We start from the raw sequence: 26460 nt of genomic DNA on the forward strand, positions 1-26460 counted from the left end.
TCGCCCGACGCGTTTGTCGAGCGTATGCAGGGTGGTGGGCGCGCACAATGCTTCGCCACCCGATTGTCGGAACATGTAACAGGACTAACTCTCCCAACCGTCCACCGTACCCAACGAGTAAACATGGAGGGGAAGATGCGGCCATGGACGGCTCAGTTCGTGCGACCATGGCCGTGAGCACCTGCCCATTGGCTCGTGGACCGAGGAGGCCTGGGTGTCCGACCGGCCTGACGACGTGGACGCCGCGTTCGCGGAGATCGTTGCGGACCTGCGGCGCGAAGGCGTCGGCCGGACCATTCCGGACTTGGATGACCTAACGGACACATCCGAGCTACCGGTCACCGACGATCCCGACGGTACGCCGCCTGCCGGATTCGGCTCGCTCGATCCGTCCGGCCCGTCGTCGCTGGGCCGCACCGGCACCGCGCCGGCCCCGCCGCCCGGCGGCCCGTCCCGCGCGGACGCGTGGCGCGGCCACGACGCGGAGTGGGACTGGTCCTGGGGCACCGACGAGGACCACTACGTGCCGCCGGACCCGCCGCCGCTGCCGAAGCTGCGCCCGCTGACGGTCGTCGCCCTCGTGCTGATCGTGCTGGGGGTCATACTGTTGATCATCCCGACGCTGGTCGGCCTGGACGCACGCATCGCCACCCCGATCGCCCTGCTGTCGGTCACCTGCGGTGGCGGCATGCTCCTGCTCCGCATCCGCCAGAACCCGAAGGACCCGAACGCCCGAGACGACGGCGCCCAGATCTAGCTGGTGGACCGCACTGAAGGACGCCTTCCTTACGCTGGACGTTACGAAGGACGCCTTCAGTGCGTTTTGGGTCAGCAGCTGTCGGCGGCCAGGGTGGCGGCGCCTACCAGGGCCGCGTCGTCGCCCAACTGGGCTGTGCGGATGCGGGCCAGGGGGCGGTAGCCGGCGCCGGTGATCATCTTCTTGTAGTGGTCGCGGGCGTCGTCCAGGAACAGGGGGGCCGACTCGGACACGCCGCCCGCGATGACCACGATCTCGGGGTCGTAGATGTCCGCCGCCAGCGCCAGGCCCTCGCCGAGCCACTTCGCCAGCTCCGACATCGCCCGCTGGGCCAGTGGGTCGCCCTCTCGCGCCGCCGCGGCCACCTTTCGGCCCGTGATGGCCCTGGAGTCCATCGCGTCGCGTAGGAGGACCGTCGAGCGGCCGGGATGGCGTGCCAGCAGCTCGACCGCCGTGGCGCTCAGTGCCGTGCCGCTGCAGTAGCGCTCCCAGCAGCCCTGCTTCCCGCACGGACACGCCCGGCCGTCCGGCACCAGCCGCAGGTGGCCCAGCTCCGGTGCCACGCCGTGGGCGCCGCGGAACAGCTCGCCGTCGAGCAGCAGGCCGCCACCGATGCCCGTGCCGATGGCCACCAGCAGTGCCACCCTCGCCCCGCGTGCCGCGCCGAACCGGTGCTCGCCGAGCAGTGCCGCGTTCGCGTCGTGTTCAAGTACCACCGGTAGCTCCAGCCGCCGTGAGATCCGGTCGGCGACGGGTGCGTCCCGCCACGCGAGGTGCGGCGCGAACATGACCGAGCGGCGGTCGGTGGTGACGAACCCGGCCACCGCGAGGCCGACGGCCATGACGCGGTGGCGGGCCGCGAGCCCGCCCACCGCCGCGACGATCGCGTCCTCCAGCGCGGTCTCCCCCGTCGGTGTCGGCGCGCGGGCGGTGTCCAGGACGTTCCCGTGCCGGTCGACGACGCCGGCACGCACGCTCGTCCCCCCGATGTCGACGCCGATCGTGGTCTTGGCCCTCAACGGTACTCCCGCCGGACTGGGATGTGTTGGACCTTCGGCGACGGCCTCTCCTCGGGCGTGAAGCCCGGCATGTGCGAGACCCCGGGCTCCCACCGGTCGGCGAGCACGGCCCGCAGCAGCGCGACGACGTCGGCGGCCGCGTCGAGTCCTCGGCCGGCAAGCGTGTTGGGTTCGCCCTTCACGAGCGCGACGGCCGCGCACAGCGGGCACCACGCGCAGCTGCCCGACACCTCGGCACTCGCGACGCGGTCCAGCCACGGCCCGCCCCGCTCGGCGACGGCCTCGACCAGGAGCCGCAGCTCCTCGGCCAGCCGGCTACCCGGCTCAGTGCTCACGCTGGTGATCCTCCCGCCTCGAAACGCACGACCAAGCCGTCGGGTCCGGTCGTCGCGTCGGTCACCTCGTGGCGGCGCAGGAGCACGGGGAGCGCGACCAGCCTGCGGACGCCGTCGACCGTGACGGACAACTCGTCGCCGACCCTCGCCAGCTCCACGGTGGACTCGTCGGTGAGCGGGAGCGTCACGGTCAGCTCGTAGCCGCCCGGCGCGGATCGCACGGACAGCAGCGGGGTGGCGTACGGGCCGGCTCCCTCCAGTGGGTCCGTCTCGCCGTACAGCTCGTCCGCCAGGCCCAGCAATGACCGCACGCCAACGGGTTCGGCCGCGCGGTGCTCGACCCGGCGCAGGGGCAGCGTCATCGAGGCGTCCAGTTCGGACAACACCGCCTCCTGTTCCGCGCGTCGCACCCGCAGCCAGCTCGCGGCAGGCCCGCGCCAACGGCCTGCCTTCGGCACCAACCGGTTCACGACGAGGGAGTCGACCCGCACACCCCGAAGTGCCAGTGCCGCAAGGGTTCTGCGGGTCTCGGCGACGACGATCCGCTCGGGCGTGAGCACGAGCCGCACGGACGTCCGCGCCGGGTCGACGAGCACGTCCCGCAATGCGCCCACCCGGTCGGCGAGGTGGCGGCCGACGGACAACCGCTCCAGGTATCCGCCGATCGCCTCCGGCAGTGCGAGCAGCCGCAACGTCTCCGCGGTCGGGCCGCAGTCGACGACCACGACCTCCCACGGCCCGTCGGCGGCGAGCCTGGCCACCTCCGTCAGTGCCAGCAGTTCGTCGACGCCCGGCAGCACGGTCAGCTCTGCGGCGTCCACATCGGACAGACCGGGCAGGAAACCCCGGATCTCACGCCGGATCGCCTGCCACGAACGGTCCGCGAGGCCACGCGCGTCGACGTGCGCAGCGTACAGGCAGGTGTCCACTTCGGACGGATCGGCCGACACGGGCACGCCGAACACGTCGCCGAGCGAGTGTGCGGGGTCGGCCGAGACGACGAACACCTTGTGCCCGCCGACCGCGAGACGGGCGGCCGTCGCCGCGGCAAGGGTGGTCTTGCCGACGCCCCCCTTGCCGGTGAACAGCAGCATCCGCACCGGCCTCTCCATCGCGTCGGCTACGCGCCTTCCACCCGGCGCTTCAGCTCCTTGAGCGCGATGTCCATGATCATCTTCTCGGCCTTGCGGCGGAACAGGCCGATCATCGGCACGGCGAGCTGCACGGACAGCGTGTAGGTCACCCTGGTCCGGTCGCCCTCCGGCGTGAGCAGGTACTGGCCCTGCTGCGCCTTCTGCATCTGCCCCTTGACGAGGTGCCAGTCCACCCGAAGCCCGTCGGCGGCCCAGTCGTAGGCGAGCGTGTACACGTCCTTGAACGGGCCCGCGTCGAGCGTGAACTTCACCTCGCGTGCCCGGCCGCCCTCGAGCTCGTCGAGCACCTCGGTGCTCTTCACGGCGTTCGCCCATTCCGGGTACGCCGGGAAGTCGGCGATCACCGCCATGACGTCCGCGGGGGGTGCGTCGACGACGATGGACTGAGTGGACTCGTCGGCCATGCCCGGCAGGTTACCCGAGCGTAGGCCCTACCAGCGCAGCACGTAGGGCCGTTCCGTCCGCTGGAAGTGCCCGACGTTGACGCACTCGGTGTACCCGACCCGCGTCCTCGGCGTGAGCGGCTGGTGCACGTGCCCGAACACGGCCCAGCGCGGCTGCTGCTTGTGGATCAGGTCGAGCAGCGACGGCGAGCCGAACTCGGCGCGGCGGGCGACGACGTCGTAGGTCAGCTCCGGCAGGTCCGGCGGGACGTGCGTGCACATCACGTCGACGTCGGTGAGCGCGGCGACCCCGGTCGCGAAGTCGTCCTCGGTGCGCAGGTAGGGCCGGAACACGCCGGGCCTGCGGGTGGCGATCCCGGGCGGCAGGAGCGCACCGCCGACGAACCCGAACCGCAGCCCGCCGATCTCCACGACCTCGCCGTCGAGCATCCGCACGCCAGGGTGCGTGAACTCCGGCCACAGGTCGGGGGTGTCGACGTTGCCGGGCGTCGCGTAGGTCTGGGCGGTCATCGCGGCGAACAGGCGGGCGTACTGGGTGCGCACGGCCTCCTCGACGATCGCGGCGGGGTCGCCGACCGACCCCCACAGCGCGCGGGCGAACGCGGGCAACTCGGCCGGGTGCTCACGACGCAGCCGCGCGAACTCGCGGACCTTGTCGGCGCCGAAGATCGAGCCGAGGATGCCGCGGCCGTGGTCGTGGTAGTCCACGAAGTCGATCAGGTCGCCGAGCACGACGAGCGCGTCGGCGCCGTCCCCGGCCCGCGCGAGTGCCTCGGCGTTGCCGTGCACATCGGACACCACGTGGACCCGCATCACACCCTCCCGGGAGCCACGCCCGGGGGCCTGCCGTCCTCGAGCACGAACTTGAGCTCGAGCGCGACGGCCTTCGCGGCGCGCTGGCGCCTGCTGATCTCCTTCAGCGGTCTGCCGGTGGCGCCGGGCGGGAAGTCGGCGCGCAGGAAGTAGTGCAGGACAGTGCCGTCCAGCACGGGCTCCAGCCACACCTCCATCGTGCCGACCAGCCCGCCGCGCACGGTCCAGCGCAGCCCCTCCTCGCCCCGGTCGGCGTACACCGCGAGGTCGAGATCGGGCCAGAACCGGCGCCAGGCACCCGGATCGGCGAAGGCGGCGGCCACGGACGACGGCGGCACGGCGAGGAAGGTCTCGTCGATCACGTCTACTTCTGGCACGTACGCAGCATGTCACGGCCCGGAAACGCCCCGCACGCCTCGGCGCGCTACGTTCCTTGGGTGACCGACGAGGAAAGCCTCACCGACATGGTCTGGGCCAACGCCGAGCGGTTCGGCGCGACCATCGGGTTTCGCAGGCGCCTCGGCGGCTCGTGGGTGGACGTGACCACCCGCGAGTTCGCCACCCAGGTGCTCGAGCTGGCGAAGGGCCTGATCGCCGCGGGTCTGCGGCCGGGTGACCGGATCGCGTTGCTGTCCGGACCGCGCTACGAGTGGTCGCTGTTCGAGTTCGCCTGCTGGTCGGTCGGCTGCGTGACGGTGCCGATCGCCGCGACCGCGACGCCCGCGGAGGCCGAGTGGATCCTGTCGGACTCCGGCGCGTGCGGCGTGGTCGTCGAGACCCCGGAGCACCGCGAGACGGTCCGGCGGGTGGTCGACCGGCTGCCCGAGATCGTGTGGGTGTGGCAGCTCGACGGCGGCGTGGCCGGGTCGGGCGACCTCGCCGAGGACGTGCCCGCCGCGGTGCCCGAGCTGACGGCACTGGGCACCCAGATCTACGACGACCGCGCCCACGAGCGCAGGCTGTCGGTACGCACCGAGGACATCGCGACGGTCGCGTACCCGGACGGGGATCACCCGAAGCGGAGCGAGCTGACGCACGGCGACCTTCTCGCGGCCGTGCGTGCCACGATCGGCGCACATCCCGCGCTGCTGCGGTCGGGCAACTCGCTGCTGGTGCTGCTCGCGCCCGCCGACCTGCCGACCCGCGTGGTGACGCTGGCGTGCGTGTACACCCGCACGACGCTCGGTCTCGTCCCCGACGCGGACGACCTGTTCACCGACCTCGGCGTGTTCCGGCCGAGGGTGATCGTGGCGGACGCCGAGCTGCTCGGCCGCTTCCACGACGCTGCGCGGTCGAAGGCGTACGCGGAGGGCAACATGGCCGTGTTCGACACGGCCGAGTCGGTGGCCGTGTCCTACGGCGCGGCCGGTGACCGGGCGCCGCTCGCGTTGCGGCTGAAGCACGTGGTGGCGAGCAAGGTCGTGTACCCGAAGCTGCGGGCGTCGTTCGGCGGCCGGTGCGTCGCGGCGTTCACGTCCGGTGAGCCGCTCGACATCAGTCGGGTGAACTTCTACCGGGGCATCGGCATCGAGGTACACGAGCTGACCGCACCGGTGTAGAGGCTAGAAGGCAGCACCGTCCAGCAGGCTCGTCAGGCGGTCGGCCATGTCCTCCCAGCGCCAGTGGCGCGACACCCACCGACGACCCGCCTCGCCCATCTCCGTGGCCATCGTGGGGTCCGCCAGCAGGTCGCCGACCGACTTCGCGATGCCGGCCAGGTCGCGGCCGTCGACCACGTTGCCCGTCACGCCGTCCATGACGGTCTCCGGCGCGCCGCCCGAGTTGCCCGCGACCACGGGAAGGCCGGACGCCGACGCCTCCAGGTACACGATGCCGAGGCCCTCGACGTCCAGGCCGCGGCCGTGGGTGCGGCACGGCATCGCGAAGACGTCACCAGCCACGTAGTGGGCAGGCAGCTCCTCCCACGGCACCCGGCCGGTGAGGACCACGTCGGACCGCAGGTCCAGCTGGGACACCAGCGTGCGCAGGCGGTCCTCGTAGGGGCCGCCGCCCACGACCAGCAGTGCCGCCTCCGGCACCCGGGCACGGATGGCGGGCAGCGCCCGGACCAGCATGTCCTGACCCTTGCGCGGCCACAGGCGGGACACGCAGACGACGGTCGGCCGGTCGCCGAGGCCGTAGCGGGTGCGGATCTCCTTGCGGGCGTGGAAGTCCGGTCTGAACTGCTCGGTGTCCACTCCGGACGGCAGGTACTCGAGCGCGGCCATGCGGCCGAACGCTGGCGCGAACCGGGACCGGGTGTACTTGCTGACGAACGTGACCACGTCCGACGTGTTGCCGATGCGACGCAGCGCGTGCCACGTGCCGGGTGCCATCGACCAGCCGACCTCGTGGCCGTGCGTGCTCGCGATCACCCGGCGGGCGCCCGCCGCACGCAGGGTGGGCCCCAGCAGCGCCAGCGGGGCCGCCGCGCCGAACCACACCGTGTCGCAGTCCTCGGCACGCAGGATCTCCTTCGCCCTGCGGGCGACGCCCGGCCCCGGCAGCATCAGGCTCGTCGGGTGGCGGACGACCGGGAACGGTTGCTCAGCGTCGAACTTTTCGGCGCCTTCCCACGACGGGGCGTACACGACCAGGTCATCGGCCGGTAGTCGGGTCGCCAGCGCATGCAGGTAGGACTGGATACCACCGGGACGCGGCGGGAAGTCGTTGGTCACGAGCAGTGTCCGGGTCACCCGCGAAACCCTACTTGAGTACCTCTCTCAGGTATGACTGCCAACCGGCCACCAGGCCGCCCCGGTCCACACCGAGCACCTCACGCAGCATGTCGTCCGTCTCACTCGCGGACACCGGGCCGGCGCCCGCGAGCCTGCGGTACATGGCGATCAGCGTGTTCTCGCCGTAGCGGTCGGCGACGTAGCGTGCCAGCGACCAGCTCTGCTGGTAGGCGAGGTCCAGTTCGGAGCCCCGTGACTTGAACGCGCGGTCCTCCGGCAACGCGGTCGGCGGACCGTCCTGGCGGACGCGCTTCGCCAGGTCCGGCGCGCCCTCGGCCAGCGTCACGCCGCTGTCGCGGTAGCCGACGTAGTCCGCGAAGCCCTCCAGGAGCCACGTCGGTGAACCGTCCACGGTGTCCGCGCGGGCGGCGAGGTGGGTGATCTCGTGCCGGAGCACGATCCGCAGCGACGCGACCGACAGCGCGCGCACCCCGGACGGGCTCAGCACCACCCGCTGCCCGGCGACCGTGCGGGCCTTGTTGTCCACCCGGTCCGCCACGGCGACCGCGACGACGGACTCGACCGGGAAGTCCGGCCCGACGAGCGCGCGCATCTCGGCCGGCGAGTCCGGCAGCAGCAGGGCGACCCGCTGCGACCACGACGTCGGCCACACCGCGCTGACCGCCTGGACGGACGAGTCCAGCTCCCGCACCAGCCGCTCCACCATGGGCTCGCTGCCGGGATGGCTCACCACGATCCCGTGCTCGGTCGTGGACACGACACACGGCGCGAAGTCCCACGGGCCGCGCCAGGTACGCCTGCCGAGGGTGTCGAGCGCGCTGTCGGACCGCAGGTACCAGGTGTCGCCGTGCCGGGCGAACAGGTAGCCCATGGCCCGGTCTGTCGGGGTGAGGTCGGCGCCCCGGAGCGCGTACCGCAGGTCGACGGCCGGTGCCCACAGCTCGTCCGCGTCGTCCGGCAGCCCGACCACGTCGAGGGTGTCGTCCGCGTGCAGGCGGTAGCTCCACACGTCGAACGGGACACCGGCGAGGTTGGTGAACAGGCGGCGCTGCGCGGCCACGAACGCGGGGTCGGCCTTGGGGTCGATGGTGGCGAGGAACGCCTGCTCGTCGTGGGCGAGCACGGCCTGGGCGCGGTGGCGCAGCATGTCGTCGACCGCGTCGGTGCGCGAGGCCTCGTCGACGTGCGGGGCGGGGCTGACCGCGCCCATGGGTGCGCCGGGGCCGCCGTTCGAGGCGGGTGCCGTCGTGGTGGCCGGGAACGAGACGAGGGCGAGCCCCGCGAGCACGGCGACGGCCACTGCCGCGCCGAGCCATGTCCGGAACCTCGCCCTGGGCTGCACAGGAAGCATCGTATGGGCAGTGTGGATTTTCGCTCGTCGAGTCCCGTCAGGACACGGGTCGGGGCCGGTGCGTCGCACCGGCCCCGACTTCGTGATCCGTGTGGTCAGCCCGCGATTCGCCGGGCGCCCAGGTAGTCGCCACCCGCGCCGGACGGCGCGGCGGCGGTCTTGACCGGGGTGCCGGTGGTCGAGGCGTGCACGAGCTGGCCGTCGCCGATGTACATCGCGACGTGGTGGATCGAGCTCGCGCTGCTGCCGTAGAACAGCAGGTCACCCGGCTGCCACTGGCCGTACGCCACGGACTTGCCGTAGGTGTACTGCGAGCGGCTCGAGTGCGGCAGGCTGACGCCGACCTGCGCGTAGGCGTACATCGTCAGGCCGGAGCAGTCGAAGGTGCCGGGACCGTCCGCGCCCCACTCGTACATCTTGCCGCGCTGGTCCATCGCGACCTTGGCGGCGGCGCCACCCGTGCCAGCCGGGGCGAGGTAGACGCTGTTGTCCGTGGGGCCGGCCAGCGCGTCCTTGTCCGCACCGGACAGCGACTGGTAGGCGTCCTCGACCTTGTCGACCTGGGTGTTCAGGTCGTCACGGGTCTTGGTGATCTGGTCGGTCAGCTGCTGGGCAGCCGCCTGGGCGTCGGTCGCGCGCTTCTGGGCGTCCTTGGCCTTGTCCGAGGCGTCGGAAGCCTGGTTGGTCGCGGTGGTGAGCGCCGAGAGCGCCTGCTCGTTGTCCGAGGCGAGGACGCCGAGTGCGGAGGCACGCTCGAGGAAGTCGTCCGCGGAGTCACCGGTGAGCAGGGCGGACAGCTTGTTGAACCGGGCGCCCTGGAAGGAGGCGCTGGTCAGCTCGTCGACCTGGCCGCGGTAGGCCTCCTCGTCGGCCTGCGCCTGGGTCATGGCGGCGTTGGCGGCGGCGAGGTCCTGGTTGGCCTTCGCCAGCTCACCGTTCTTCTTGTCGAGGTCGGTCTTCGCGGCGAGTAACTGCTCGTTGACCGACGAGACCTGCTGGCTCAGCTGTTGGTACTGAGCCAGCGCCTCCGACGCGGTGTTCGGCGGCGGCGGCTGCTGGTACGAGATGGGCACGGCCATGGCCGGACCCGGAACTGTGAACAGAATGGCCGCCGCGGCCGCGGTGACACTCAACCCGGCACGGACTGCGCGCTTGGTTCTTTGTGACGCCACGTCGCGCGTGTCTCCCTTACATCCAAAACCGCCGACCGGGGGGGTGTTTTCCGACAAGGAGCTACCGCTACAGCGACTTCTCATCGTCTGCCCCACCCACCGTGGGGGAATCCGGTCCGGTTCACGTCGGGACTCGGGGAGTCCGTTCTGTGGAGCCGGCTTCGGCGGCGATCTCGCGTAGGGCCCTCGGGGTGGACCACTGTCGGCCGCGAGATCTCGGACAGGTTACGAAACGTGAGTCGATGCGTCTAGCTGGACCGGCGAAAAAAAGGCCGTGGAGGGCCCTGAACACCAATGGAGCAGTCCGAACACCACCGTGTGATCACAGCAACACCTCAGTTCACCGGCTCGGGTTAACTCGTTCACACCGTTCGGCGACCTTTTTCGACCGCTCAACGACCGAGAGCATCGGTCGGGCGTGTCGGACAAATCGGTCACGCGGTGCGGTCGACGGGCACCAGCCAGAGCCTCGGGACGATGCCCGCACGCCCGAGCGCGTCGATGGCCCGCTGCTCCAGCGGGTCGATCTCGACGACCTCCGGCACGCCGAGCAACACGCTCACGACGCAGTCCTCGCAGGCCAGCCCGCGAACCACACAGCTGTCACAGTCGATGATCATCCCCGGCTCCTCGTCCTGTTTCGGCCTCATGGAGCGGAGGCTATGGCAGACCACCGACAATTTCGGGGTCCGCGCAGGTCAGGAGTTTGTCCGCAGGGGCCGTGCCGCACGTCGACGCTGTCGCGCCGCCCACCGAGCACAGCGTGAAAGCGTTGAACCGGGCCGCCCGCGTGCTCGTGTTCACCCAATGCGTCGCGACTGACCAGCGCGGGAGAAGCCACCCGGCATGACCTCGGTCACTAGCTCCTGCCGAGCCTCGCCAGCAGGACGGCCGAGGGCACGGGATGGGCGCCACGCCTGCGGACCGAGTCGGCCACGGCCCGGTCGGACGTCACCACGACCACCGGGCGCCCCTCCGGCTCGGCCGTCACGAGCGCGCGGATGACGTCGTCGGCGAGCACACCGGGGTCACTGAACAGCACGCGAACGCCCCGGGGAGCGGTCGTGGGCACGGCGACGACCCCAGCGCCGTCGAACACGAGCGTGACCTCGGCCGACGTGCGGGCGGCCAGGGCGGCGAGCTGGCGGATCAGGCGTTCACGCTGCTCGGAGAGGGACAGCTCGGGGTAGCCGGTCTTGGTCACGTTGTAGCCGTCGACGACGACGTGGACGGTAGGCAGCGTCAGCAACCGCTCGAGGGCGGCAGGGTCCTCGACGCGGCTGACCGAACCGTGCGCCTCGGTGGCGCCGCGCACGAGGTCGGCGGGGCGGGGACCGGAGCCGCCGAGGGCAAGCTCGCGACGCAGGCCGGTGACCGCGCCGTCCAGGGTGTCGACGAGGAGCGCGAGGCGGACCTCGTCGGCCTGGCGGGCCTCGCGGGCGGACTGGCGGGCGATCTCGGCGTCGGCCTCGGCGCGTTCGGCCCTGGTGCGCTCGGCCTCGGCGCGCTCCCGCTCGCGGTCGCGTTGCTCGGTCAACGCCTTGACCTGGGCGCCGGTCTCGGTGCGGATGCGTTCGATGGCGGCGCTGGCGTTGTCGGCCTCGTCCTTGGCGGCGCGAACCCGCACCCCCTGCTCACGCAAACGTTTGCGCAGACGCTCCAGCTCGACCTCGCCCTCGGCCCGGACCTTGTCGATGGAGCCCTGGGTGGCGTCCAGTTCGGCACGGACCTTGGCCAGCTCGTGCTCGGCCCTGTCCGCACGGGTGACGGCGGCGTCACGCTGGGCACGCAGCCCCGCGTCGGAGGCGCGCCGGGTGACGAGCTCGACGTAGTGGGGGGCAGTGTCCTCGCCGAGAAGCACGGCAGCGGCGGCCACCGCGGCGGCGTCGTCCCCACCGAGGTCGAGCGTGGCGGGCCGATGCTCCCGACACCACTCGACGACGGCAGTGCGGAAGGCGACGGAGTCCCGCAGGCTCGCGATGATCGTGCCTGCCCCGAGCCTGGCCCGCTTGGCAGGCGTGAACCGAGCGACGGCCCGCAGTTGTTGGGGCACGTCGACCTTGGGCAGCGCCCCGAGCGCCTCGGCCCCCAACTCGGCGATCCGCGTACGAACGGCGTCGGGCAGCGCGGTCCAGTCGACCGAGGGCTCGCCAGAAGGCTCGTCCACGGGGTCGACCGGATCGACCGGCTCGAGCGACGGCACCATCACACCAGGGTAGTCGCCTGGTCAGGACAGCACCGACCGGCTTTCCCGGCGCAGGAGCCCAACAACGCCGCGAGCACCCCGCCCACCCGGGCAGCCCCCGCCCCCGAACCCGGGACAACCCCGCCAAGCAGCAAAAAGCGCAAACGCCCCCAAACGGAACGCCTCGCCAACGAGCAACAGACACGGCCAGAACCAGGACTGCCCTTCCCGACAGATGGCTCAAACACCGGAGTCCCAGCACAACCCCCGAGGCGAAGGCGCCAAGATCCCCCACCGTGCGACCACGCAATACCGCGAGAGGCGCCGCCGGAGGCCACAGGAGCAAAAACGCCAGGACAGACCACTCCCCGACGAGCGAGCCAACGTCACAGCGCAACCCACCGGACGCCCGCACTGACGAGCATGAAGTCCGGCAAGAACAGCCCTGGAGCGCCGCCCCAAGAGCGAACCCCAGAGGAAACAACGCTCCGAGCGCGAACGCCCCGTGCATCCACGCAACGCCCGAGCGGGCCACCAGAGTCGGGCCTGACGAGCACGAAGGGCACCTGCGCGAGGAACGAACCCACGGGCTCCCGCCGGCAGGAGGAAAGACTCCGGGTGAAGGCCCGCTCACCAGCGAGCCAATCCAACACAGTGGGCCGCCGGCGCCAGGCCTGGCCGACCTGTGAAGGCACGCGGCGAACGACCGACCCGACCCCCGCGAGCGAAGCGAACGCTCCGGGAAAACCCACACTGCACAAGCGAACAGGTCGCTCCGCGAGCCAATGAACACAGTGCCGCCGACGCCAGCACCGGCCGAACAGCAAAGGCACGAAAACGAACGACCCGGCCCGACGAGTGAAGTGAAGCTCCGGCAAAGCCACGCACCGAAGCGAGCAGCCGGTGCAACCAGGCAACACCGCGAGTGGACCACCGGCGTCTGGACCGACCAGCACGAAGACACCGGCGCGAGGAACGAGCCCAGGGACATCCGCGCGCAGGAGGGAAGACGCCGGGCGAAAGCCCGCTCACCGGCGAGCGGAGCGAGCCAATGGACACATGCGAAACGAGCCACTGTCACAAAGCGAGCCACCAACGCCACGCCCGACCGATCAGCGAGGGCGCCGAAGCGAGCGACCCGCCCCGGCGAGGGAAGAGATGGCTCCGGTGAAGCCACGCTGCATGAGCGAAGAGACAGTGCAACCACGCAAGGCGTGAGCGGGCCGCCGGCGTCTGGACTGACGAGCACGAAGGTCCCTGCGCGAGGAACGAGCCCAGGGACCTTCGCGCACAGGAGGGAAGACGCCGGGTAAAGGCCCGCTCACCCGCGAGCGGAGCGAGCCAAACCAACACCGTGAGCGGGCCGCCGGCGTCTGGACTGACGAGCACGCAAGCCTCTGCGCGAGCGAAGCGAGCCCAGAGGCTTCCGCGCGCAGGAGGGAAGACGCCGGATGAAGGCCCACTCACCCGCGAGCGGAGCGAGCCAAACCAACACCGTGAGCGGGCCGCCGGCGTCTGGACTGACGAGCACGCAAGCCCCTGCGCGAGCGAAGCGAGCCCAGAGGCTTCCGCGCGCAGGAGGGAAGACGCCGGATGAAGGCCCACTCACCAGCGAGCGGAGCGAGCCAAACCAACACCGTGAGCGGGCCGCCGGCGTCTGGACTGACGAGCACGCAAGCCCCTGCGCGAGCGAAGCGAGCCCAGAGGCTTCCGCGCGCAGGAGGGAAGACGCCGGGTAAAGGCCCACTCACCAGCGAGCGGAGCGAGCAAATTCAACACTGTCGGTGCTCTGTTCTAGCTTCCCGGCATGACCAAACCGGGGGCGGGCGGCCAGCTCGCGTTCGACGAGCTGGGTACTCCGCTGCGGGCGACGACCTTCGTCGTCTTCGATCTCGAGACGACTGGGGTCAGTGACGAGGACACGATCACCGAGTTCGGGGCGGTGAAGGTGTGTGGGGGTGAGGTGCTCGGTGAGTTCGCCACGCTCGTCGATCCCGGGCGGGGGATTCCCCCCGAGGTCGTCGCGCTCACCGGGATCACCAACGCGATGGTCTACGCCGCCCCTCGGTTGGACTCCGTGCTGCCCGCTTTCATGGAGTTCGTCAGCGGCGCGGTGCTGGTGGCCCACAACGCGGGCTTCGACGTCAACTTCGTCCGTAAGGCCTGCGAACGGCACGGTTACCGCTGGCCCAAGCCGACCGTCCTGTGCACGGTCCAGCTCGCCAGGCGGGTACTCACCAGGGAGGAGGCCCCCAGCTGCCGGCTCTCCGCCCTGGCCGAACTCCTGCACGCCTCCACGAAACCCAACCACCGCGCGCTCTCCGACGCCCGCGCCACCGTCGACGTCTTCCACTCCCTCCTGGAGCGGGTCGGCTCGATCGGAGTGCAGACCCTCGAGGAGCTGCACGACTACATCCCGGACGTCACCCCCGAGCAGCGGCGCAAGCGCTCGATGGCCGCGCACCTGCCCTCGACCCCCGGCGTCTACCTCTTCCGCGGCCCCGGTGAGGAGGTGCTCTACGTCGGCACTGCGGTCGACCTGCGGCGGCGCGTTCGCCAGTACTTCACCGCCAGCGAGACGCGCCGTCGCCTTCGGGAGATGGTGGCGCTCGCGGTTCGGGTGGACCACGTCGAGTGCGCCCACGCCCTCGAGGCGCAGGTCCGCGAACTGCGCCTGATCTCGGCGCACAAGCCCGCCTACAACCGCAGGTCCAAGAACCCGAAGCAGTCCTGGTGGCTCACCCTCACCGACGAGGCCTTCCCCCGGCTGTCACTGGTCCGCACGCCTCGGGACGGCGCCCTCGGGCCCTTCCGCTCGCGTGGGATGGCCGAGGACGCCATGGTCGCCCTCCAGGACGCCACCGGCCTCCGCCCCTGCACCGTGCGGATCCCGGCTCAGCGCGCCAGCGGCCGACCCTGCGCGCTCGCGGAACTGGGCCGGTGCGCGGCGCCCTGTGCGGGTCGGCAGACGGTCGAGGAGTACTCGCCGTCGGTGTCGTCGTTCGTCGGGCTCGTGGCCGGGCGGCTCCTCGATCCGCTGCGGGTGCTGGAAGAGCGGTTGCACGCGCACTCCGCGGCGGAGCGGTTCGAGCAGGCGGGGTTCGACCGCGACCGGCTGTCGGTGCTGGTGCGCACGCTCGACCGGGGGCAGCGGCTTGCCGCGCTCGCCTCGGTGGCCGAGCTGATCGCCGCCCGTCCGGACGGCAACCACGGCTGGGAGTTCGCCGTCGTGCGGTATGGCAGGCTCGCGTCGGCCGGGGTGGCGCGGCGTGGGGTGGCGCCGATGCCGGTCGTGGACATGCTCGCCGCGTCGGCCGAGACGGTGCTGCCCGGCGAGGGTCCGTTGCGTGGTGCACCGGCCGAGGAGGTGGCCCTGGTGCTGCGGTGGTTGGATCGACCGGGAACCCGGATGGTTCGATGCTCGCGGCCATGGACGGAACCGGCCCGCGCGGCGGCGAGCTGGCGCGGGTGGCTGACCCGGGCGGACGCGGCACGCAGCACGGAGGTGGGCGTATGAGCAGAGCCGGTCATCGCTGCTCAGGGCGCCGGTGGCGCGCGGCGGAAGAGGTGGTGGCATGCCGTTCGACGTGATCGCGATGGGTCGGCTCGGGGTGGACATCTATCCGCAGCAGATCGGGGTCGGGCTGGCGGACGTGACGACGTTCGGCAAGTACCTCGGCGGCACTGCGGCCAACGTGACGGTCGCGGTCGCGCGCTTCGGGCACCGGGTCGCGCTCGTGAGCCGGACCGGTGCCGACCCCTTCGGCGAGTACCTCCACCGCACGCTGCGTGACTTCGGGGTCGACGACCGGTACGTCTCGGACGTGTCGGAGCTGCCGACTCCGGTCACGTTCTGCGAGATCTTTCCGCCGGACGACTTTCCCATCTACTTCTACCGGCTGCCAAAAGCACCCGACCTGGTGATCCACGAACACGAGCTGGACCTGGATGCCATCCGTGCGGCCAGGATCCTGTGGGTCACGGTCACCGGACTGTGTGAGGAGCCGAGCCGCTCGGCGACGCTCGCCGCGCTCCGGGTCCGCGACCCCGGGTCGACGACGGTGCTCGACCTCGACTACCGGCCGATGTTCTGGCCGTCCCGTGAGGACGCCAGCCACTGGGTGGGTGAGGCGTTGCCACACGTCACGGTGACGGTCGGCAACCTCGACGAGTGTGAGACCGCGGTCGGCGTGCGTGACCCGGGCGCCGCGGCCAAAGCGTTGCGGGACAAGGGAGTTCGACTCGCCGTGGTGAAGCAGGGACCGGAGGGCGTGCTCGCCGTCGACGACACGGGCGCGGTGGAGGTGCCGCCACACCCCGTCGAGGTCGTGAACGGACTCGGCGCGGGGGACGCGTTCGGCGGCGCCCTGTGCCACGGCCTGCTGTCCGGCTGGTCGACCCGACACACCATGCGGTTCGCGAACGCGGCAGGCGCGATCGTCGCGTCGCGACTGTCCTGTTCGGCCGCCATGCCGACGATCGACGAGGTGGAGGCAGTGCTCGATGCTGACTGACAGACAGTTGGCCAGGATCACCACGACCCGGGCCCGCTCCCCGGAGAAGATCGCGGAGGCCGCGGAGAAACGGGTCCGGCCCAACACCCCGTTCGACGACGACGAACGAGATCTGATCATCGCCGCCGACCACCCGGCCCGCGGCGCGCTGCGCATCGGCATGAACCCGATGGCCATGGCCAACCGCCGCGACCTGCTGCGGCGGCTGTGCGTCGCGCTGGCGCGGCCGGGTGTCACCGGGGTGCTCGGCACGCCGGACATCCTCGAGGACCTGCTCCTGCTCGGCGCGCTGAACGACCGCAGCGTGTTCGGCTCGATGAACCGGGGCGGCCTCGCGGGCGCGGTGTTCGAGCTGGACGACCGCTTCACGAGCTACGACGCGCGCTCGATCGCGCGGTCCGGCTTCGACGGCGGCAAGATGCTGCTCCGCATCGACTACAGCGACGAACGCACCGAGGCGACGATCGCCGCCTGCGCCAGGGCCGTGACCGACCTGGCCGACGAGAAGCTGGTCGCGATGGTGGAGCCGTTCGTGTCCCACCGCATCGAGGGCAGGCTGACGAACGACCTGTCCGTCGAGGCCGCGACGACGGCGATGTCCATCGCGTCCGGACTCGGCAACACCTCCGCCTACACGTGGCTGAAGGTCCCGGTCATCGGCGACGGCGGCGACGTGATGGCACACGTGCTGTCCTGCACCACCCTGCCGACGCTCCTGCTCGGCGGCGAGGTCACGGCCAACCAGGACGCGACGTTCGAACGCTGGGCCCGGGCGCTGCGTCACCCGACCGTGCGTGGCCTGGTCGTGGGTCGCTCGCTGCTGTACCCGCCGGACGGCGACGTGGCGAAGGCCGTCGACACCGCGGCGGGCCTGCTGTGAACGGCGTGGCGGTCACCCCGGCGTCGGCGGGCTGGACCTACAGCGGCCTCACGGTGGTCACGCTGGCGCCCGGCGAGTCGCACACGCTGGCGACGGGCTCCTCGGAGACGCTCGTGTTCCCGCTGTCCGGCGGTTGTGTGGTGACCACGGAGGCCACCACGTTCGAGGTGGCCGGCCGTTCGTCGGTCTTCGAGGCACCCACCGACTTCGTGTACGTGCCCCGCGACGCCACCGCCGAGGTGGTCAGCGAGGCGGGCGCGAAGCTGGCCTTCCCGTCGGCCGTGTGCGAGCGCCGGCTGCCCGCCAGGTACGTCCCGGCGGCCGACACGCAGGTCGAGCTGCGTGGGGCTGGCACGTGCAGCAGGCAGGTCAACAACTTCGCCACCCCGGCGGTGTTCGAGGCGGACAGGCTGATCGCCTGCGAGGTCCTCACCCCGGGCGGCAACTGGTCGTCGTACCCGCCGCACAAGCACGACGAGGTCCGCGACGGCGAGTGCGAGCTGGAGGAGATCTACTACTTCGAGGTGGCCGGCGACGGCATGGCCTACCAGCGCGTGTACGGCACGCCCGAGCGGCCGATCGACATCCTCGAGGAGGTCCGCACCGGCGACGTGGTCCTGATCCCCCACGGCTGGCACGGCCCGTCCATGGCGACCCCCGGCTACGACCTGTACTACCTCAACGTCATGGCGGGCCCCGGCGCGACCCGGGAGTGGCTCATCAGCGACGACCCAGATCACGGCTGGATCCGCGAGACCTGGGAGCACGAACCGGTGGACCCCCGGCTCCCGTTCTACCGCTGACGGCCCGCTGAGGCCTCAGTAACGGCCGTCGAACAAGAGCTTCGCGACCTGGGTGACGGTTTCGCGGCCTGCGTTGTAGTCGCCCTGGCCGCGGAGGTTGTTCATCACGACCAGGGTGAAGCGGGTGTCGGGACCGACGAAGCCGACCGTGTTCATGACCCAGCCGCCCTGTTCCTCCGACCAGCCGTCCTTGTTGCCGGGCTGGGCGGCCGGGCCGGCGCCCCACACGCCCCACTGCTGGTTCGGGTCCACCGAGCGGAGCTGGCCGACGATGTAGCCGCGCTCGTCGGCGGGCAGGTCCGTCAGGACGTAGTGGATCAGCCGGTCGAGGTCCTCCGGCGTGCACTTCTGGAAGCCCCAGTACGGGTAGTACTCGGAGAAGCCCCGCTGGGGCACGAGGCCGGTCATGCCGTACGCCGCGAAGTTGTCGTTGAACGACAGGTGGTCGCCACCCGCGTAGCGGTACCAGAGCGTGTCCGCCGCGTCGTCGTTCGACGAGTGGAGCATCGACTGGATCAGGGTCCGGTCGTCGTCGGTGAGGTGGATCTCGCCGGACCGGTCGCGCGTGAACAGGTCGACCACCATCGCCAGCTTGATGGTCGACGCCGTCCAGGTGGGGTCCTTGGCGTGGTCGTTCTCCCACACGGCGCCGCTCTGCAGGTCGTGCAGCACCACGCCGGTGGTGCCGGGCCGGGTGCCGAGGTACTGCTGAACGGCCGCGACCCGGTTCTGGAGGTCGCAGTCGAAGCCGGGGACCGGCGCCGCGGCGCACTCGGGTGACGGCGGCGCGGCCGGGACCGTGGACGCCACCGACATCGAGCCCGAGCTGACCGCACGCGGCGACTCCGCCGACGGCGTGCCACTGCACCCGGACAGGCCGATGGCGGCCGCCGCGAGCAACGCGGTGACCGCCATCAGTCGTGAACTCACAGTCGCTTCGACGGATCGTCCTGTGTCTTGGCGATCGAGGTACCGGTCTCGGTCTCCCCGGACTCCAGCTCGGCGGCGTGTCCGTGCTGGGCGGCACGGGCCTTGGCCAGCGCGGCCGTCTCCTCCGGCGGGTCGTGCCGCAGCAGCGAGCCTGCCACCGGGGCACCTGCCGAGCCGAGCTTGTTCATCTTCTTCGGCACCGGGGTGCCCTGGTACTCGAGCGCTATCGGGTGGCCGTGCTCGTCGAGGCCGGCCAGCGGCTGGTGCACCTCGATGAACTCACCGTGCGGCAGCCGCTTGATGATGCCCGTCTCGACGCCGTGCTCGAGCACCAACCGGTCGGACCGCTGCAGGCCGAGGCACAGGCGGTAGGTGATGGCGTAGGCGAGCGGCGGCAGCACCAGCAACCCGATGCGGCCCATCCACGTCGTCGCGTTCAGCGAGATCTGGAACTTGTCGGCGAACACGTCGTTCGCGGCGGACACCAGCGACACCATGAAGAACGTGATCGCCATGACGCCGAGACTGGTGCGCACCGGCACGTCACGCGGCCGCTGCAACAGGTTGTGGTGCGCGTAGTCCTTCGTGAACTTCCGTTCTATCCACGGATAGGCCGCGGCGATGCCGGTCAGCAGCGGTAGACCCATGATGAACGGGAAGAACGGCGCCGGGATCGTGTAGTTCCCGAGGTAGACCTCCCAGGCGGGCCACAGTCGGACCAGCCCGTCCGTCCAGGCCATGTACCAGTCCGGCACCGTGCCGGCCGACACCTGCGCCGCCGAGAACGGTCCGAAGTTCCAGATCGGGTTGACCTGGAACAGGCCGCCGAGCAGCGCGGTGATGCCGATGACCACGGCCGTGAAACCACCGGCCTTGAGCGCGAACACCGGCATGATGCGGACGCCGACGACGTTGGTCTCTTTTCGGCGCACGCCGGGGAACTGCGTGTGTTTCTGGTACCAGACGAGTCCGACGTGGACACCGATCAACGCGAGCAGCAACCCGGGTATCAGCAGGATGTGGAGTGTGTAGAACCTCGGGATGATCTCCGTGCCAGGGAACTCGCTGCCGAACAGCAGCCAGCTGGCCCAGGTGCCGATCACCGGCAGAGACATGACCAGACCCGCGGTGATGCGCAGCCCGGCGCCGGAGAGCAGGTCGTCCGGGAGCGAGTAGCCGAAGAGGCCCTCGAAGCAGCCCAGCATGAAGATCAGGATGCCGATGATCCAGTTGACCTCACGCGGCCTGCGGAACGCGCCGGTGAAGAACGTGCGGAACATGTGGATGGTCAGCGCCAGCATGAACAGCAGCGCCGCCCAGTGGTGCACCTGCCGGACGAACAGACCGCCGCGCACGTCGAACGTGATGTACAGCGTCGACTCGTACGCCCTGGTCATCTCCAGGCCACGCAGGTTCGCGAACGTGCCGTGGTAGGTGACCTCGGCCATCGACGGGTCGAAGAACAGCGCGAGGTACGTGCCGGACAGCAGCAGCACGATGAAGCTGTACAGCGCGATCTCGCCGAGCAGGAACGACCAGTGCGTCGGGAAGACCTTGTTCAGCTGCCGCCGGATACCGCCCGCCAGGTGGTACCGGTCGTCGGCCCACTTGGCGGCGCCCCCCGCCGCACGCATGACCACATTGTCGGGTTTGGTCGGTGTCGTGAGTCCACTCATGCTGTCACCTCACCCGCTGCGTGGCGCCGGAACGCTGCGCAAGCTCCGCTCATGACCTTCGCTCCCAGTAGGCAGGCCCGACCGGCTCGTTGAAGTCGCTGGTCGAGATGAAGTAGCCGGTCTCCTCGTCGACGGTGATCGGCAGCTGCGCCAGCTTGCGGGTGGCAGGCCCGAAGACCGGCTTCGCGTACTGCAGCGCGTCGAACTGTGACTGGTGGCACGGACACAGGATGCGGTTCGTCCGCTGTTCGTACAAGGACGTCGGGCACCCGAGGTGGCTGCAGATCTTGGTGTAGGCGTAGTAGTCGCCGTAGTGGTAGTCCTCCTGGCCCTGGTGCTGGATCACCCTGGCCCCGTCCTGGGGACGCAGGCGGATCAGCATCACGGGGCTGTCACCTCGGAGGATGGTCTTCGCCCAGTCCTCGTGGGTGTCGGTCTCCCGGTACGGGAACACGGTCTCCATCGAGCCCGCGTCCATGTCCTCGGGGCGCACCAGCGAGATCTCGTCGTTGGCCGTGGCCCTGCGCAGGAAGACCTTTTCGTCCTTCTTGGTGTGCTGCCACGGCGTGTGCAACAGCCCGTCCTTGTTCGCGGACTGTGCGTGCGGGTTGCGCAGGAGGCTGCCGAGGGGCAGAGCGACGAGCGCGAGGCCGAGCACGCCGCCGCCGAACCCGAGCGAGCGCTTGATCATCGGCCGGCGGGCGATCGTGCTGCGGTTACCCGCGTCGGCCAGGCCCGCGAGGATCGTGGCCTTGTCCAGCTCGCCGGAACCGCCGTCGTGACGCTGCTGGACCGCGATCTCGTGCGGGATGAACTTCCTCGTGTAGTTCAGCACGCCGATGCCGATGCCCAGAATCGCGAGACCGAGCGTCACGCCGATGACCGGCGTGTAGAGCGAGTACATGAAGTACCCGTCCTCGTTCGGCGCGACGTACTTGGCCGGCCACCAGATGAAGGCGACGACGAACGCCAGCCCCGCGATGCCCGCGAGGGCGAACCAGAAGGCGACCTGCCGCTCCGCGCGCTTCTCCGCGCGCGTGCCCTTGACCGGCCACGGGTCGGGGTACTCGACCAGCTCGACGCCGTCGAGCTTCGCCCCGAGCCTGACCAGCTCGTCCCTGGACAGCTGCGCGAGCTCCTCCTCGCTCGGCAGCTCCTCAGGCTTCTCGTTACTCATGCTTTGGCCCCGATCCACAACGTGATGCCTAGCAGGGCGACGATCCCCACGATGAAGGCGATGAACCCCTCAGACTGGGGACCGAGTCCACCGATCGGGGCACCGCCAGGGTTGTTGTTGCCGTCCGTCACCGACTTGACGTAGGCGATGATGTCCTTCTTCTCGTCCGGCGACAGCTGGCGCTCGGAGAACCTCGGCATGTTCTGCGGGCCGGAGAGCATGGCCGCGTACATCTCGTCCTCGGTCACCCCGTCGAGTGCCGGCGCGAACTTGCCGGACGACAGCGCGCCGCCACGGCCGGTGAAGTTGTGGCAGGACGCGCAGTTGAACCGGAACAGCTCGCCGCCGCGCGCCGGGTCCTGACCCTGCAGCGCCGCGCCCTTCTCGTCCGGCATCTGCACACCGCCGCCGTTGGCCTGCACGAACGCGGCCACCGCGTCGACCTCGTCCGGCGTCAGCACGCGTGGCTTGCGCGGGATCTGCGCGGACTGCGCCATGGCGGGCATGCGGCCGGTCGAGGTCTGGAAGTACACGCTGGCCTCGCCGACGCCGATCAGGCTCGGGCCGCGGTCCTTGACGCCCTCGAGGTTCGCGCCGTGGCAGCTGATGCACGTGTTGTTGAAGATCTTCTCGCCCTCACGGACGATGGCCGGATCCTGCTGGGCCTGCGCGGTCTGCGGCTCGGGCACGAGCACGCTGTACAGCGCGCCGACCCCCACCAGCGCGAAGGCGAGCGCCAGCAGACCGGCGACGCGGCGCCGCATCTTGGTGCGTGCCCTCATCTTCTTGCTCATTGTGCGGCAACCTCTGATGTCAGTTCGGACCCGGCGAGTGGCGGCATGGTCGGATCACTGCACGAAGTAGATCACGAAGAACAGACCGATCCAGACGATGTCGACGAAGTGCCAGTAGTACGACACCACGATCGCGGACGTGGCCTGCGCGGGCGTGAACTTGCTCATCTTCGTGCGCCCGATCAGGTAGACGAAGGCGATGAGGCCACCCGTCACGTGCAGGCCGTGGAACCCGGTGGCCAGGTAGAAGACCGTGCCGTACGCCGAGGACGGGATGGTGAGTCCCTCCTCGATCAGCGACCGGTACTCGTTGGCCTGGCCGAGCACGAAGAACAACCCCATGAACAGTGTCAGCGTGTACCAGCGCCGCAACCCGTACACATCACCTCGCTCAGCCGCGAAGACACCCATCTGACAGGTGATGGACGAGGCGACGAGCACGATCGTGACAACGAGCGCGTAGGGCACGTCGAGGTGGAACGGCGGTGGGGGCCACTGGCCCGTGCTCTCCTGTGCCTTCGCCGTGAAGTACATGGCGAAGAGGCCGGCGAAGAACATCAGCTCGCTGGCCAGCCACACGATCGTGCCGACGCTGACCATGTTGGGCCTGTTCAGCGAGTGCACACGCTGGCTGATTGAGGGCGCTGCTGTCGTCACGGCAGGCATTATTGCCTGCCCTTTCACAGGTCAGCAGATCGGGTCCGGGGCGTGTCGGAGATCGTCTCCCGAGGATCGGGCGGCTGTCGGCCGTGAAGTCGTGCCGGATAGCATCGAGGTGTCCCGACCTGCCTGATTTCGTTGCCGGAGGAACAGCCATGAGCGCCCCGCTGAAGATCCTCGTGTTCAGCCACCGGCCCGAGGTGCGGGAGAGGATTGTCACAGCTGTGGGTCGCAGGCCCGCCGCGGACGTGGGCCGGGTGACCTACCACGAGTCGGCGACCATCGCCGACGTGCTGATGGAGATGGACTCCGGCACCGTCGACCTGGCGATCCTCGACGGCGAGGCCCAGCCGACCGGTGGCATCGGACTCTGCCGCCAGCTCAAGAACGAGATCGACGCCTGTCCCCCGATCGTGATCGCGATCCGGCGCAGGGACGACCGCTGGCTCGCGACCTGGTCGCAGGCCGACGCGGTGCTCGTGCACCCGCTCGACCCGCTGACCGCCGCGGAGACGGTCGCCGACGTGCTGCGCAACAAGCAGCTTCCCGTCGTCCAGGGGTGAGGCGACCATGACCCAGACCTGGCCCGGCCTGCTGGGCCGGTTGGTGGCGCGCGAGGACCTGACGGCCGAGGACACGTCGTGGGCGATGGACGAGATCATGTCCGGCGTCGCCACCGGCTCCCAGATCGGCGCGTTCGCCGCGGCACTGCGGATGAAGGGCGAGACGCCCTCCGAGGTGGCGGGCATGGCGTCGGCGATGCTGTCGCGCGCCCGCCGCGTGCCCCTCGACGTGGCCGCCGTCGACGTGGTCGGCACCGGCGGTGACCAGGCGGGATCGGTGAACATCTCGACGATGAGCGCGGTCGTGACGGCCGCCGCCGGGATGCCGGTCGTGAAGCACGGCAACCGGGCCCAGTCGTCGCAGTGCGGCGCCGCGGACGTCCTCGAGTCACTCGGTGTGGTGATAGAGCTCTCCCCCACGGCGGTCGCCACGTGCGTCCGCGAGGTGGGGATCGGGTTCTGCTTCGCGCCCGCCTTCCACCCCGCGCTGCGTCACGCGGGCCCCACCCGCAGGGAGATGGGCATCCCCACGGTGTTCAACATCATGGGGCCGCTGACCAACCCGGCACAGCCGACGTCGGCACTGGTGGGGTGCGCGCAGTCATGGCTGGCGCCGGTGGTGGCGGACGTGCTGGCCGCACGCGGCTTCTCGGTGCTCGTGGTCAGGGGCGACGACGGCCTCGACGAGATCACCACCACGACGACCACCACCGCGTGGGTCGCGTCAGGTGGGACGGTCCGCCCGGCCGTGATCGACCCGGCGGCCCTGGGGATCGCCCCCGCCTCCCCCGAGGCGCTGAAGGGCGGGACCGCCGAGGTGAACGCCGCGGTACTGCGGGCGCTCGTGGCAGGCGAGGGCGGCGCGGTGCGTGACACCGTGCTGTTGAACGCCGGAGGGGCCATCGCCGCGTTCAGGGGCTTCTCGGCCGACCTGACGGCCGATCTCCGCGCGGGCATGGACACCGCGGCCGAGGCGATCGACTCCGGCCGCGCGGCGAAGCTGCTGGACCGCTGGGTCACCCGGAGCAAGGAACTGGCCTGAGCCCGCGCGCGGACCGGCCCCCCGTGCACTGAAGGACGCCTTCGTAACGCGGGACGTACCGAAGGACGCCTTCGTAACGCTGGGTGCACTGAAGGCGTCCTTCAGTGCACGTCAGTCGGTCGCGTTCGGGCGGGTGTGGTACTCGAAGACCAGGCCGCCGACGGCCGTCAGGACGAGAACCAGGCCGATCACCAGCAGCCAGATCTGCCAGAAGGCCAGCGAGAGGGCCGTCAGCCCACCGGAGGCGGCGATCGCGACCGGCCAGTAGCTGCCTGCCGAGAAGAAGCCGACCTCGCCGGCGCCGTCGCTGACCTCGGCCTCCGGGTTGTCCTCCGGGCGGCGCTCCACCCGCCGCGAGATGAACTGGAAGGTCGACCCGATGATCAGGGACAGCCCGCCGGTCAGCGTGAGGCCGACGGTGCCGACCGGCTCCTTCGACCAGACGCCGTAGACGATGGCGGCCAGGAAGAAGAAGGCCGTGATGATGTGGAAGAGCCTGGCTTCGACCTTCATGACTCGAGTCCTCCGGAGACGGTCAGTTCGACGACGTGCGGGCGGTGCGGTCGCTGTTGAACGGGGACGTGGTCACCGCGTGCGGGGTGCACAGCTCACCGCACGACGGGTCGTCCTTGCCCAGTTGCGCCAGGGCCTCCGCCGCCGTGTACGGCTTGCCGGTGTCGTCGTTGGACGCCGTCCGCAGCTCCATGTACGCGTCGAACTGGTCCTGGGTCAGCACCCTGACCTCGAAGTTCATCCCCGAGTGGTAGGTACCGCACAGCTCGGCGCAGCGGCCGACGAACGAGCCTTCCTTGTCGATCGAGTTCTGGAAGGTGTCGTCCTGGTTGTTCCTCTCCGGGTACGGGAAGACGTCGCGCTTGAAGTGGAACTCCGGCACGAAGAAGGAGTGGATGACGTCCTTCGAGTGCAGCTTGTAGTGGATGGTCGCCTGCGACGGGAGCACCAGGAGCGGGATCTCGGTGGTGCTGCCGGTCGTCGCGACGAGGTCGCCGTCGGAGGTGCGCGGGGTGACGTGGCGGCCGTCGGCGTTGACGTACTCGTTGTACGTGAACTGCCAGTTCCACTGGAAGGCCAGCACGTCGACGTTCACGCCGACCTGGTCCTCGGGCTCCTCGGCCAGCACGTAGTTCTGCGTCGTCACCGTGAAGTAGAAGAGGATCACGACGATGATCGACGGGACACCCGTGTAGATGAACTCGAGGAAGTGGTTGTACTGGAACTGCTTGGGCAGTTTGTCGCTCTTCTTGCGGTGCGCGATGACCGGCCACAGGATCAGCGCCCACACGATCACGCCGACGATCAGCGACGCGACGACGGTCCAGGTCCAGAAGGTAACCATCCGCTCGGACTGCGGGGTGATGCCCTCTGGCCAGCCGAAGCGCAGGACCTCGCTGCCGGAGCAGCCGGACGCGGTCAGGGCGACCAGTCCGGCGAGGCCGGCAAGTCGCGTCGCCCGCGAGCGCCGTGTTCCGCCCACTGCGCGATCCCTCCTAGTAAGACCGGTGATCACAGCG

26 protein-coding genes are annotated in these 26460 nt (G+C 70.3%); 8 read left to right on the forward strand and 18 right to left on the reverse strand.

All coding sequences use genetic code 11. The features are described 5' to 3' along the window. Positions 1-214: 214 nt before the first annotated feature. Positions 215-757, forward strand: coding sequence for a hypothetical protein (locus tag CLV71_RS41015; RefSeq protein WP_133908346.1), 543 nt, complete (start codon positions 215-217; stop codon positions 755-757). Between the two features lie 71 nt (positions 758-828). Here the strand turns inward: CLV71_RS41015 and CLV71_RS41020 are convergent, their stop codons facing one another. From CLV71_RS41020 to CLV71_RS41045, 6 genes are read right to left on the reverse strand one after another with little or no spacing between them, the layout of a single operon-like run. Then, entirely contained in the window at positions 829-1776 is a 948-nt protein-coding gene (locus CLV71_RS41020) for an ROK family glucokinase (protein WP_133908347.1), read from the reverse strand. Beyond that, positions 1773-2111 (reverse strand): hypothetical protein, encoded by a 339-nt coding sequence (locus tag CLV71_RS41025; RefSeq protein WP_133908348.1) that lies wholly within the window; start codon positions 2109-2111, stop codon positions 1773-1775. The genes CLV71_RS41020 and CLV71_RS41025 overlap by 4 nt, the downstream gene beginning before the upstream one ends. Then, on the reverse strand, positions 2108-3211 hold the full coding sequence (locus tag CLV71_RS41030) for an ArsA family ATPase (protein WP_133908349.1): 1104 nt from the start codon (positions 3209-3211) through the stop codon (positions 2108-2110). Before CLV71_RS41030 ends, CLV71_RS41025 begins: the two co-directional genes overlap by 4 nt. Before the next feature lie 20 nt (positions 3212-3231). After that, entirely contained in the window at positions 3232-3669 is a 438-nt protein-coding gene (locus CLV71_RS41035; protein ID WP_133908350.1) for an SRPBCC family protein, read from the reverse strand. A 27-nt stretch (positions 3670-3696) separates the two neighbouring features. Next, entirely contained in the window at positions 3697-4482 is a 786-nt protein-coding gene (locus CLV71_RS41040; protein ID WP_133908351.1) for a metallophosphoesterase family protein, read from the reverse strand. Further along, positions 4482-4859: a polyketide cyclase / dehydrase and lipid transport gene (locus CLV71_RS41045; RefSeq protein WP_133908352.1), complete on the reverse strand. Its 378-nt coding sequence runs from the start codon at positions 4857-4859 to the stop codon at positions 4482-4484. Before CLV71_RS41045 ends, CLV71_RS41040 begins: the two co-directional genes overlap by 1 nt. A 60-nt stretch (positions 4860-4919) precedes the next feature. On the opposite strand from CLV71_RS41045, the gene CLV71_RS41050 reads away from it, so the two are divergent. Next, positions 4920-6041, forward strand: coding sequence for an AMP-binding protein (locus CLV71_RS41050; protein ID WP_166664467.1), 1122 nt, complete (start codon positions 4920-4922; stop codon positions 6039-6041). Between the two features lie 3 nt (positions 6042-6044). Here the strand turns inward: CLV71_RS41050 and CLV71_RS41055 are convergent, their stop codons facing one another. The 5 genes from CLV71_RS41055 to CLV71_RS41075 all read right to left on the reverse strand — a co-directional run bounded on the left by CLV71_RS41055 (position 6045) and on the right by CLV71_RS41075 (position 11910). After that, on the reverse strand, positions 6045-7178 hold the full coding sequence (locus CLV71_RS41055) for a glycosyltransferase family 4 protein (protein ID WP_133908354.1): 1134 nt from the start codon (positions 7176-7178) through the stop codon (positions 6045-6047). Positions 7179-7188: 10 nt separating this feature from the next. Beyond that, on the reverse strand, positions 7189-8523 hold the full coding sequence (locus tag CLV71_RS41060; protein WP_243867283.1) for a peptidase MA family metallohydrolase: 1335 nt from the start codon (positions 8521-8523) through the stop codon (positions 7189-7191). 104 nt (positions 8524-8627) lie between these two features. Further along, positions 8628-9611: a C40 family peptidase gene (locus CLV71_RS41065; protein ID WP_166664468.1), complete on the reverse strand. Its 984-nt coding sequence runs from the start codon at positions 9609-9611 to the stop codon at positions 8628-8630. 527 nt (positions 9612-10138) lie between these two features. Then, on the reverse strand, positions 10139-10354 hold the full coding sequence (locus CLV71_RS41070) for a hypothetical protein (RefSeq protein ID WP_133908357.1): 216 nt from the start codon (positions 10352-10354) through the stop codon (positions 10139-10141). Positions 10355-10563: 209 nt separating this feature from the next. Beyond that, a complete protein-coding gene (locus CLV71_RS41075; protein ID WP_133908358.1) occupies positions 10564-11910 on the reverse strand; it encodes an NYN domain-containing protein in 1347 nt (448 codons plus the stop codon). 1786 nt (positions 11911-13696) lie between these two features. Here CLV71_RS41075 and CLV71_RS41080 point away from each other — a divergent pair. The 4 genes from CLV71_RS41080 to iolB are packed head-to-tail and all read left to right on the forward strand — an operon-like array spanning position 13697 to position 18086. After that, positions 13697-15406 (forward strand): DEDD exonuclease domain-containing protein, encoded by a 1710-nt coding sequence (locus CLV71_RS41080; RefSeq protein WP_133908359.1) that lies wholly within the window; start codon positions 13697-13699, stop codon positions 15404-15406. A 58-nt stretch (positions 15407-15464) separates the two neighbouring features. Further along, a complete protein-coding gene (gene iolC, locus CLV71_RS41085) occupies positions 15465-16403 on the forward strand; it encodes a 5-dehydro-2-deoxygluconokinase (protein ID WP_208297987.1) in 939 nt (312 codons plus the stop codon). Continuing rightward, positions 16393-17283: a Cgl0159 family (beta/alpha)8-fold protein gene (locus tag CLV71_RS41090; protein ID WP_133908360.1), complete on the forward strand. Its 891-nt coding sequence runs from the start codon at positions 16393-16395 to the stop codon at positions 17281-17283. Before iolC ends, CLV71_RS41090 begins: the two co-directional genes overlap by 11 nt. A gap of 5 nt (positions 17284-17288) precedes the next feature. Continuing rightward, entirely contained in the window at positions 17289-18086 is a 798-nt protein-coding gene (gene iolB, locus CLV71_RS41095; RefSeq protein WP_243867285.1) for a 5-deoxy-glucuronate isomerase, read from the forward strand. A 15-nt stretch (positions 18087-18101) separates the two neighbouring features. Here the strand turns inward: iolB and CLV71_RS41100 are convergent, their stop codons facing one another. From CLV71_RS41100 to ctaE, 5 genes are read right to left on the reverse strand one after another with little or no spacing between them, the layout of a single operon-like run. Next, positions 18102-19016: a class A beta-lactamase-related serine hydrolase gene (locus tag CLV71_RS41100; protein ID WP_243867287.1), complete on the reverse strand. Its 915-nt coding sequence runs from the start codon at positions 19014-19016 to the stop codon at positions 18102-18104. Next, positions 19013-20692 carry a cytochrome bc1 complex cytochrome b subunit gene (gene qcrB / locus CLV71_RS41105; RefSeq protein ID WP_133908362.1) on the reverse strand — a complete coding sequence of 560 codons (1680 nt, stop codon included), beginning with the start codon at positions 20690-20692 and terminating at the stop codon, positions 19013-19015. The genes CLV71_RS41100 and qcrB overlap by 4 nt, the downstream gene beginning before the upstream one ends. A 49-nt stretch (positions 20693-20741) precedes the next feature. Next, positions 20742-21869: a cytochrome bc1 complex Rieske iron-sulfur subunit gene (gene qcrA / locus CLV71_RS41110; RefSeq protein WP_133908363.1), complete on the reverse strand. Its 1128-nt coding sequence runs from the start codon at positions 21867-21869 to the stop codon at positions 20742-20744. Further along, positions 21866-22663 carry a cytochrome bc1 complex diheme cytochrome c subunit gene (qcrC, locus tag CLV71_RS41115; protein ID WP_133908364.1) on the reverse strand — a complete coding sequence of 266 codons (798 nt, stop codon included), beginning with the start codon at positions 22661-22663 and terminating at the stop codon, positions 21866-21868. Before qcrC ends, qcrA begins: the two co-directional genes overlap by 4 nt. A gap of 54 nt (positions 22664-22717) precedes the next feature. Continuing rightward, positions 22718-23329, reverse strand: a complete 612-nt coding sequence (ctaE, locus tag CLV71_RS41120; RefSeq protein ID WP_133908365.1) for an aa3-type cytochrome oxidase subunit III — start codon at positions 23327-23329, stop codon at positions 22718-22720. Between the two features lie 149 nt (positions 23330-23478). Between ctaE and CLV71_RS41125 the strand changes: the two genes are divergently transcribed. Together CLV71_RS41125 and trpD are read left to right on the forward strand one after the other, a co-directional pair. After that, on the forward strand, positions 23479-23886 hold the full coding sequence (locus CLV71_RS41125) for a hypothetical protein (RefSeq protein WP_133908366.1): 408 nt from the start codon (positions 23479-23481) through the stop codon (positions 23884-23886). Between the two features lie 7 nt (positions 23887-23893). Continuing rightward, the gene (gene trpD / locus CLV71_RS41130) at positions 23894-24928 is read left to right on the forward strand and encodes an anthranilate phosphoribosyltransferase (protein WP_133908367.1); all 1035 of its coding nucleotides are present in this window, start codon (positions 23894-23896) and stop codon (positions 24926-24928) included. Between the two features lie 111 nt (positions 24929-25039). Here the strand turns inward: trpD and CLV71_RS41135 are convergent, their stop codons facing one another. Together CLV71_RS41135 and ctaC are read right to left on the reverse strand one after the other, a co-directional pair. Then, positions 25040-25441: a cytochrome c oxidase subunit 4 gene (locus CLV71_RS41135; protein WP_133908368.1), complete on the reverse strand. Its 402-nt coding sequence runs from the start codon at positions 25439-25441 to the stop codon at positions 25040-25042. A 22-nt stretch (positions 25442-25463) separates the two neighbouring features. Next, complete coding sequence (gene ctaC / locus CLV71_RS41140; RefSeq protein ID WP_208297988.1) at positions 25464-26423, reverse strand: aa3-type cytochrome oxidase subunit II; 960 nt, start codon at positions 26421-26423, stop codon at positions 25464-25466. Positions 26424-26460: the final 37 nt, after the last annotated feature.

Source organism: Actinophytocola oryzae, from assembly GCF_004364325.1.
In the GTDB taxonomy this organism is placed as follows: domain Bacteria; phylum Actinomycetota; class Actinomycetes; order Mycobacteriales; family Pseudonocardiaceae; genus Actinophytocola; species Actinophytocola oryzae.

Excerpts from the sequence above, each read along its gene's own strand:
- CLV71_RS41090 (WP_133908360.1), top strand. The coding sequence starts at position 16,393 with ATGCTGACTGACAGACAGTTGGCCAGGATCACCACGACCCGGGCCCGC.
- ctaE (WP_133908365.1), bottom strand. The coding sequence starts at position 23,329 with ATGCCTGCCGTGACGACAGCAGCGCCCTCAATCAGCCAGCGTGTGCAC.
- trpD (WP_133908367.1), top strand. The coding sequence starts at position 23,894 with ATGACCCAGACCTGGCCCGGCCTGCTGGGCCGGTTGGTGGCGCGCGAG.
- CLV71_RS41080 (WP_133908359.1), top strand. The coding sequence starts at position 13,697 with ATGACCAAACCGGGGGCGGGCGGCCAGCTCGCGTTCGACGAGCTGGGT.
- qcrB (WP_133908362.1), bottom strand. The coding sequence starts at position 20,692 with ATGAGTGGACTCACGACACCGACCAAACCCGACAATGTGGTCATGCGT.
- qcrC (WP_133908364.1), bottom strand. The coding sequence starts at position 22,663 with ATGAGCAAGAAGATGAGGGCACGCACCAAGATGCGGCGCCGCGTCGCC.
- CLV71_RS41125 (WP_133908366.1), top strand. The coding sequence starts at position 23,479 with ATGAGCGCCCCGCTGAAGATCCTCGTGTTCAGCCACCGGCCCGAGGTG.
- CLV71_RS41065 (WP_166664468.1), bottom strand. The coding sequence starts at position 9,611 with ATGGCCGTGCCCATCTCGTACCAGCAGCCGCCGCCGCCGAACACCGCG.
- CLV71_RS41070 (WP_133908357.1), bottom strand. The coding sequence starts at position 10,354 with ATGAGGCCGAAACAGGACGAGGAGCCGGGGATGATCATCGACTGTGAC.
- CLV71_RS41135 (WP_133908368.1), bottom strand. The coding sequence starts at position 25,441 with ATGAAGGTCGAAGCCAGGCTCTTCCACATCATCACGGCCTTCTTCTTC.
- CLV71_RS41035 (WP_133908350.1), bottom strand. The coding sequence starts at position 3,669 with ATGGCCGACGAGTCCACTCAGTCCATCGTCGTCGACGCACCCCCCGCG.
- CLV71_RS41040 (WP_133908351.1), bottom strand. The coding sequence starts at position 4,482 with ATGCGGGTCCACGTGGTGTCCGATGTGCACGGCAACGCCGAGGCACTC.
- iolC (WP_208297987.1), top strand. The coding sequence starts at position 15,465 with ATGCCGTTCGACGTGATCGCGATGGGTCGGCTCGGGGTGGACATCTAT.
- CLV71_RS41075 (WP_133908358.1), bottom strand. The coding sequence starts at position 11,910 with ATGGTGCCGTCGCTCGAGCCGGTCGATCCGGTCGACCCCGTGGACGAG.
- qcrA (WP_133908363.1), bottom strand. The coding sequence starts at position 21,869 with ATGAGTAACGAGAAGCCTGAGGAGCTGCCGAGCGAGGAGGAGCTCGCG.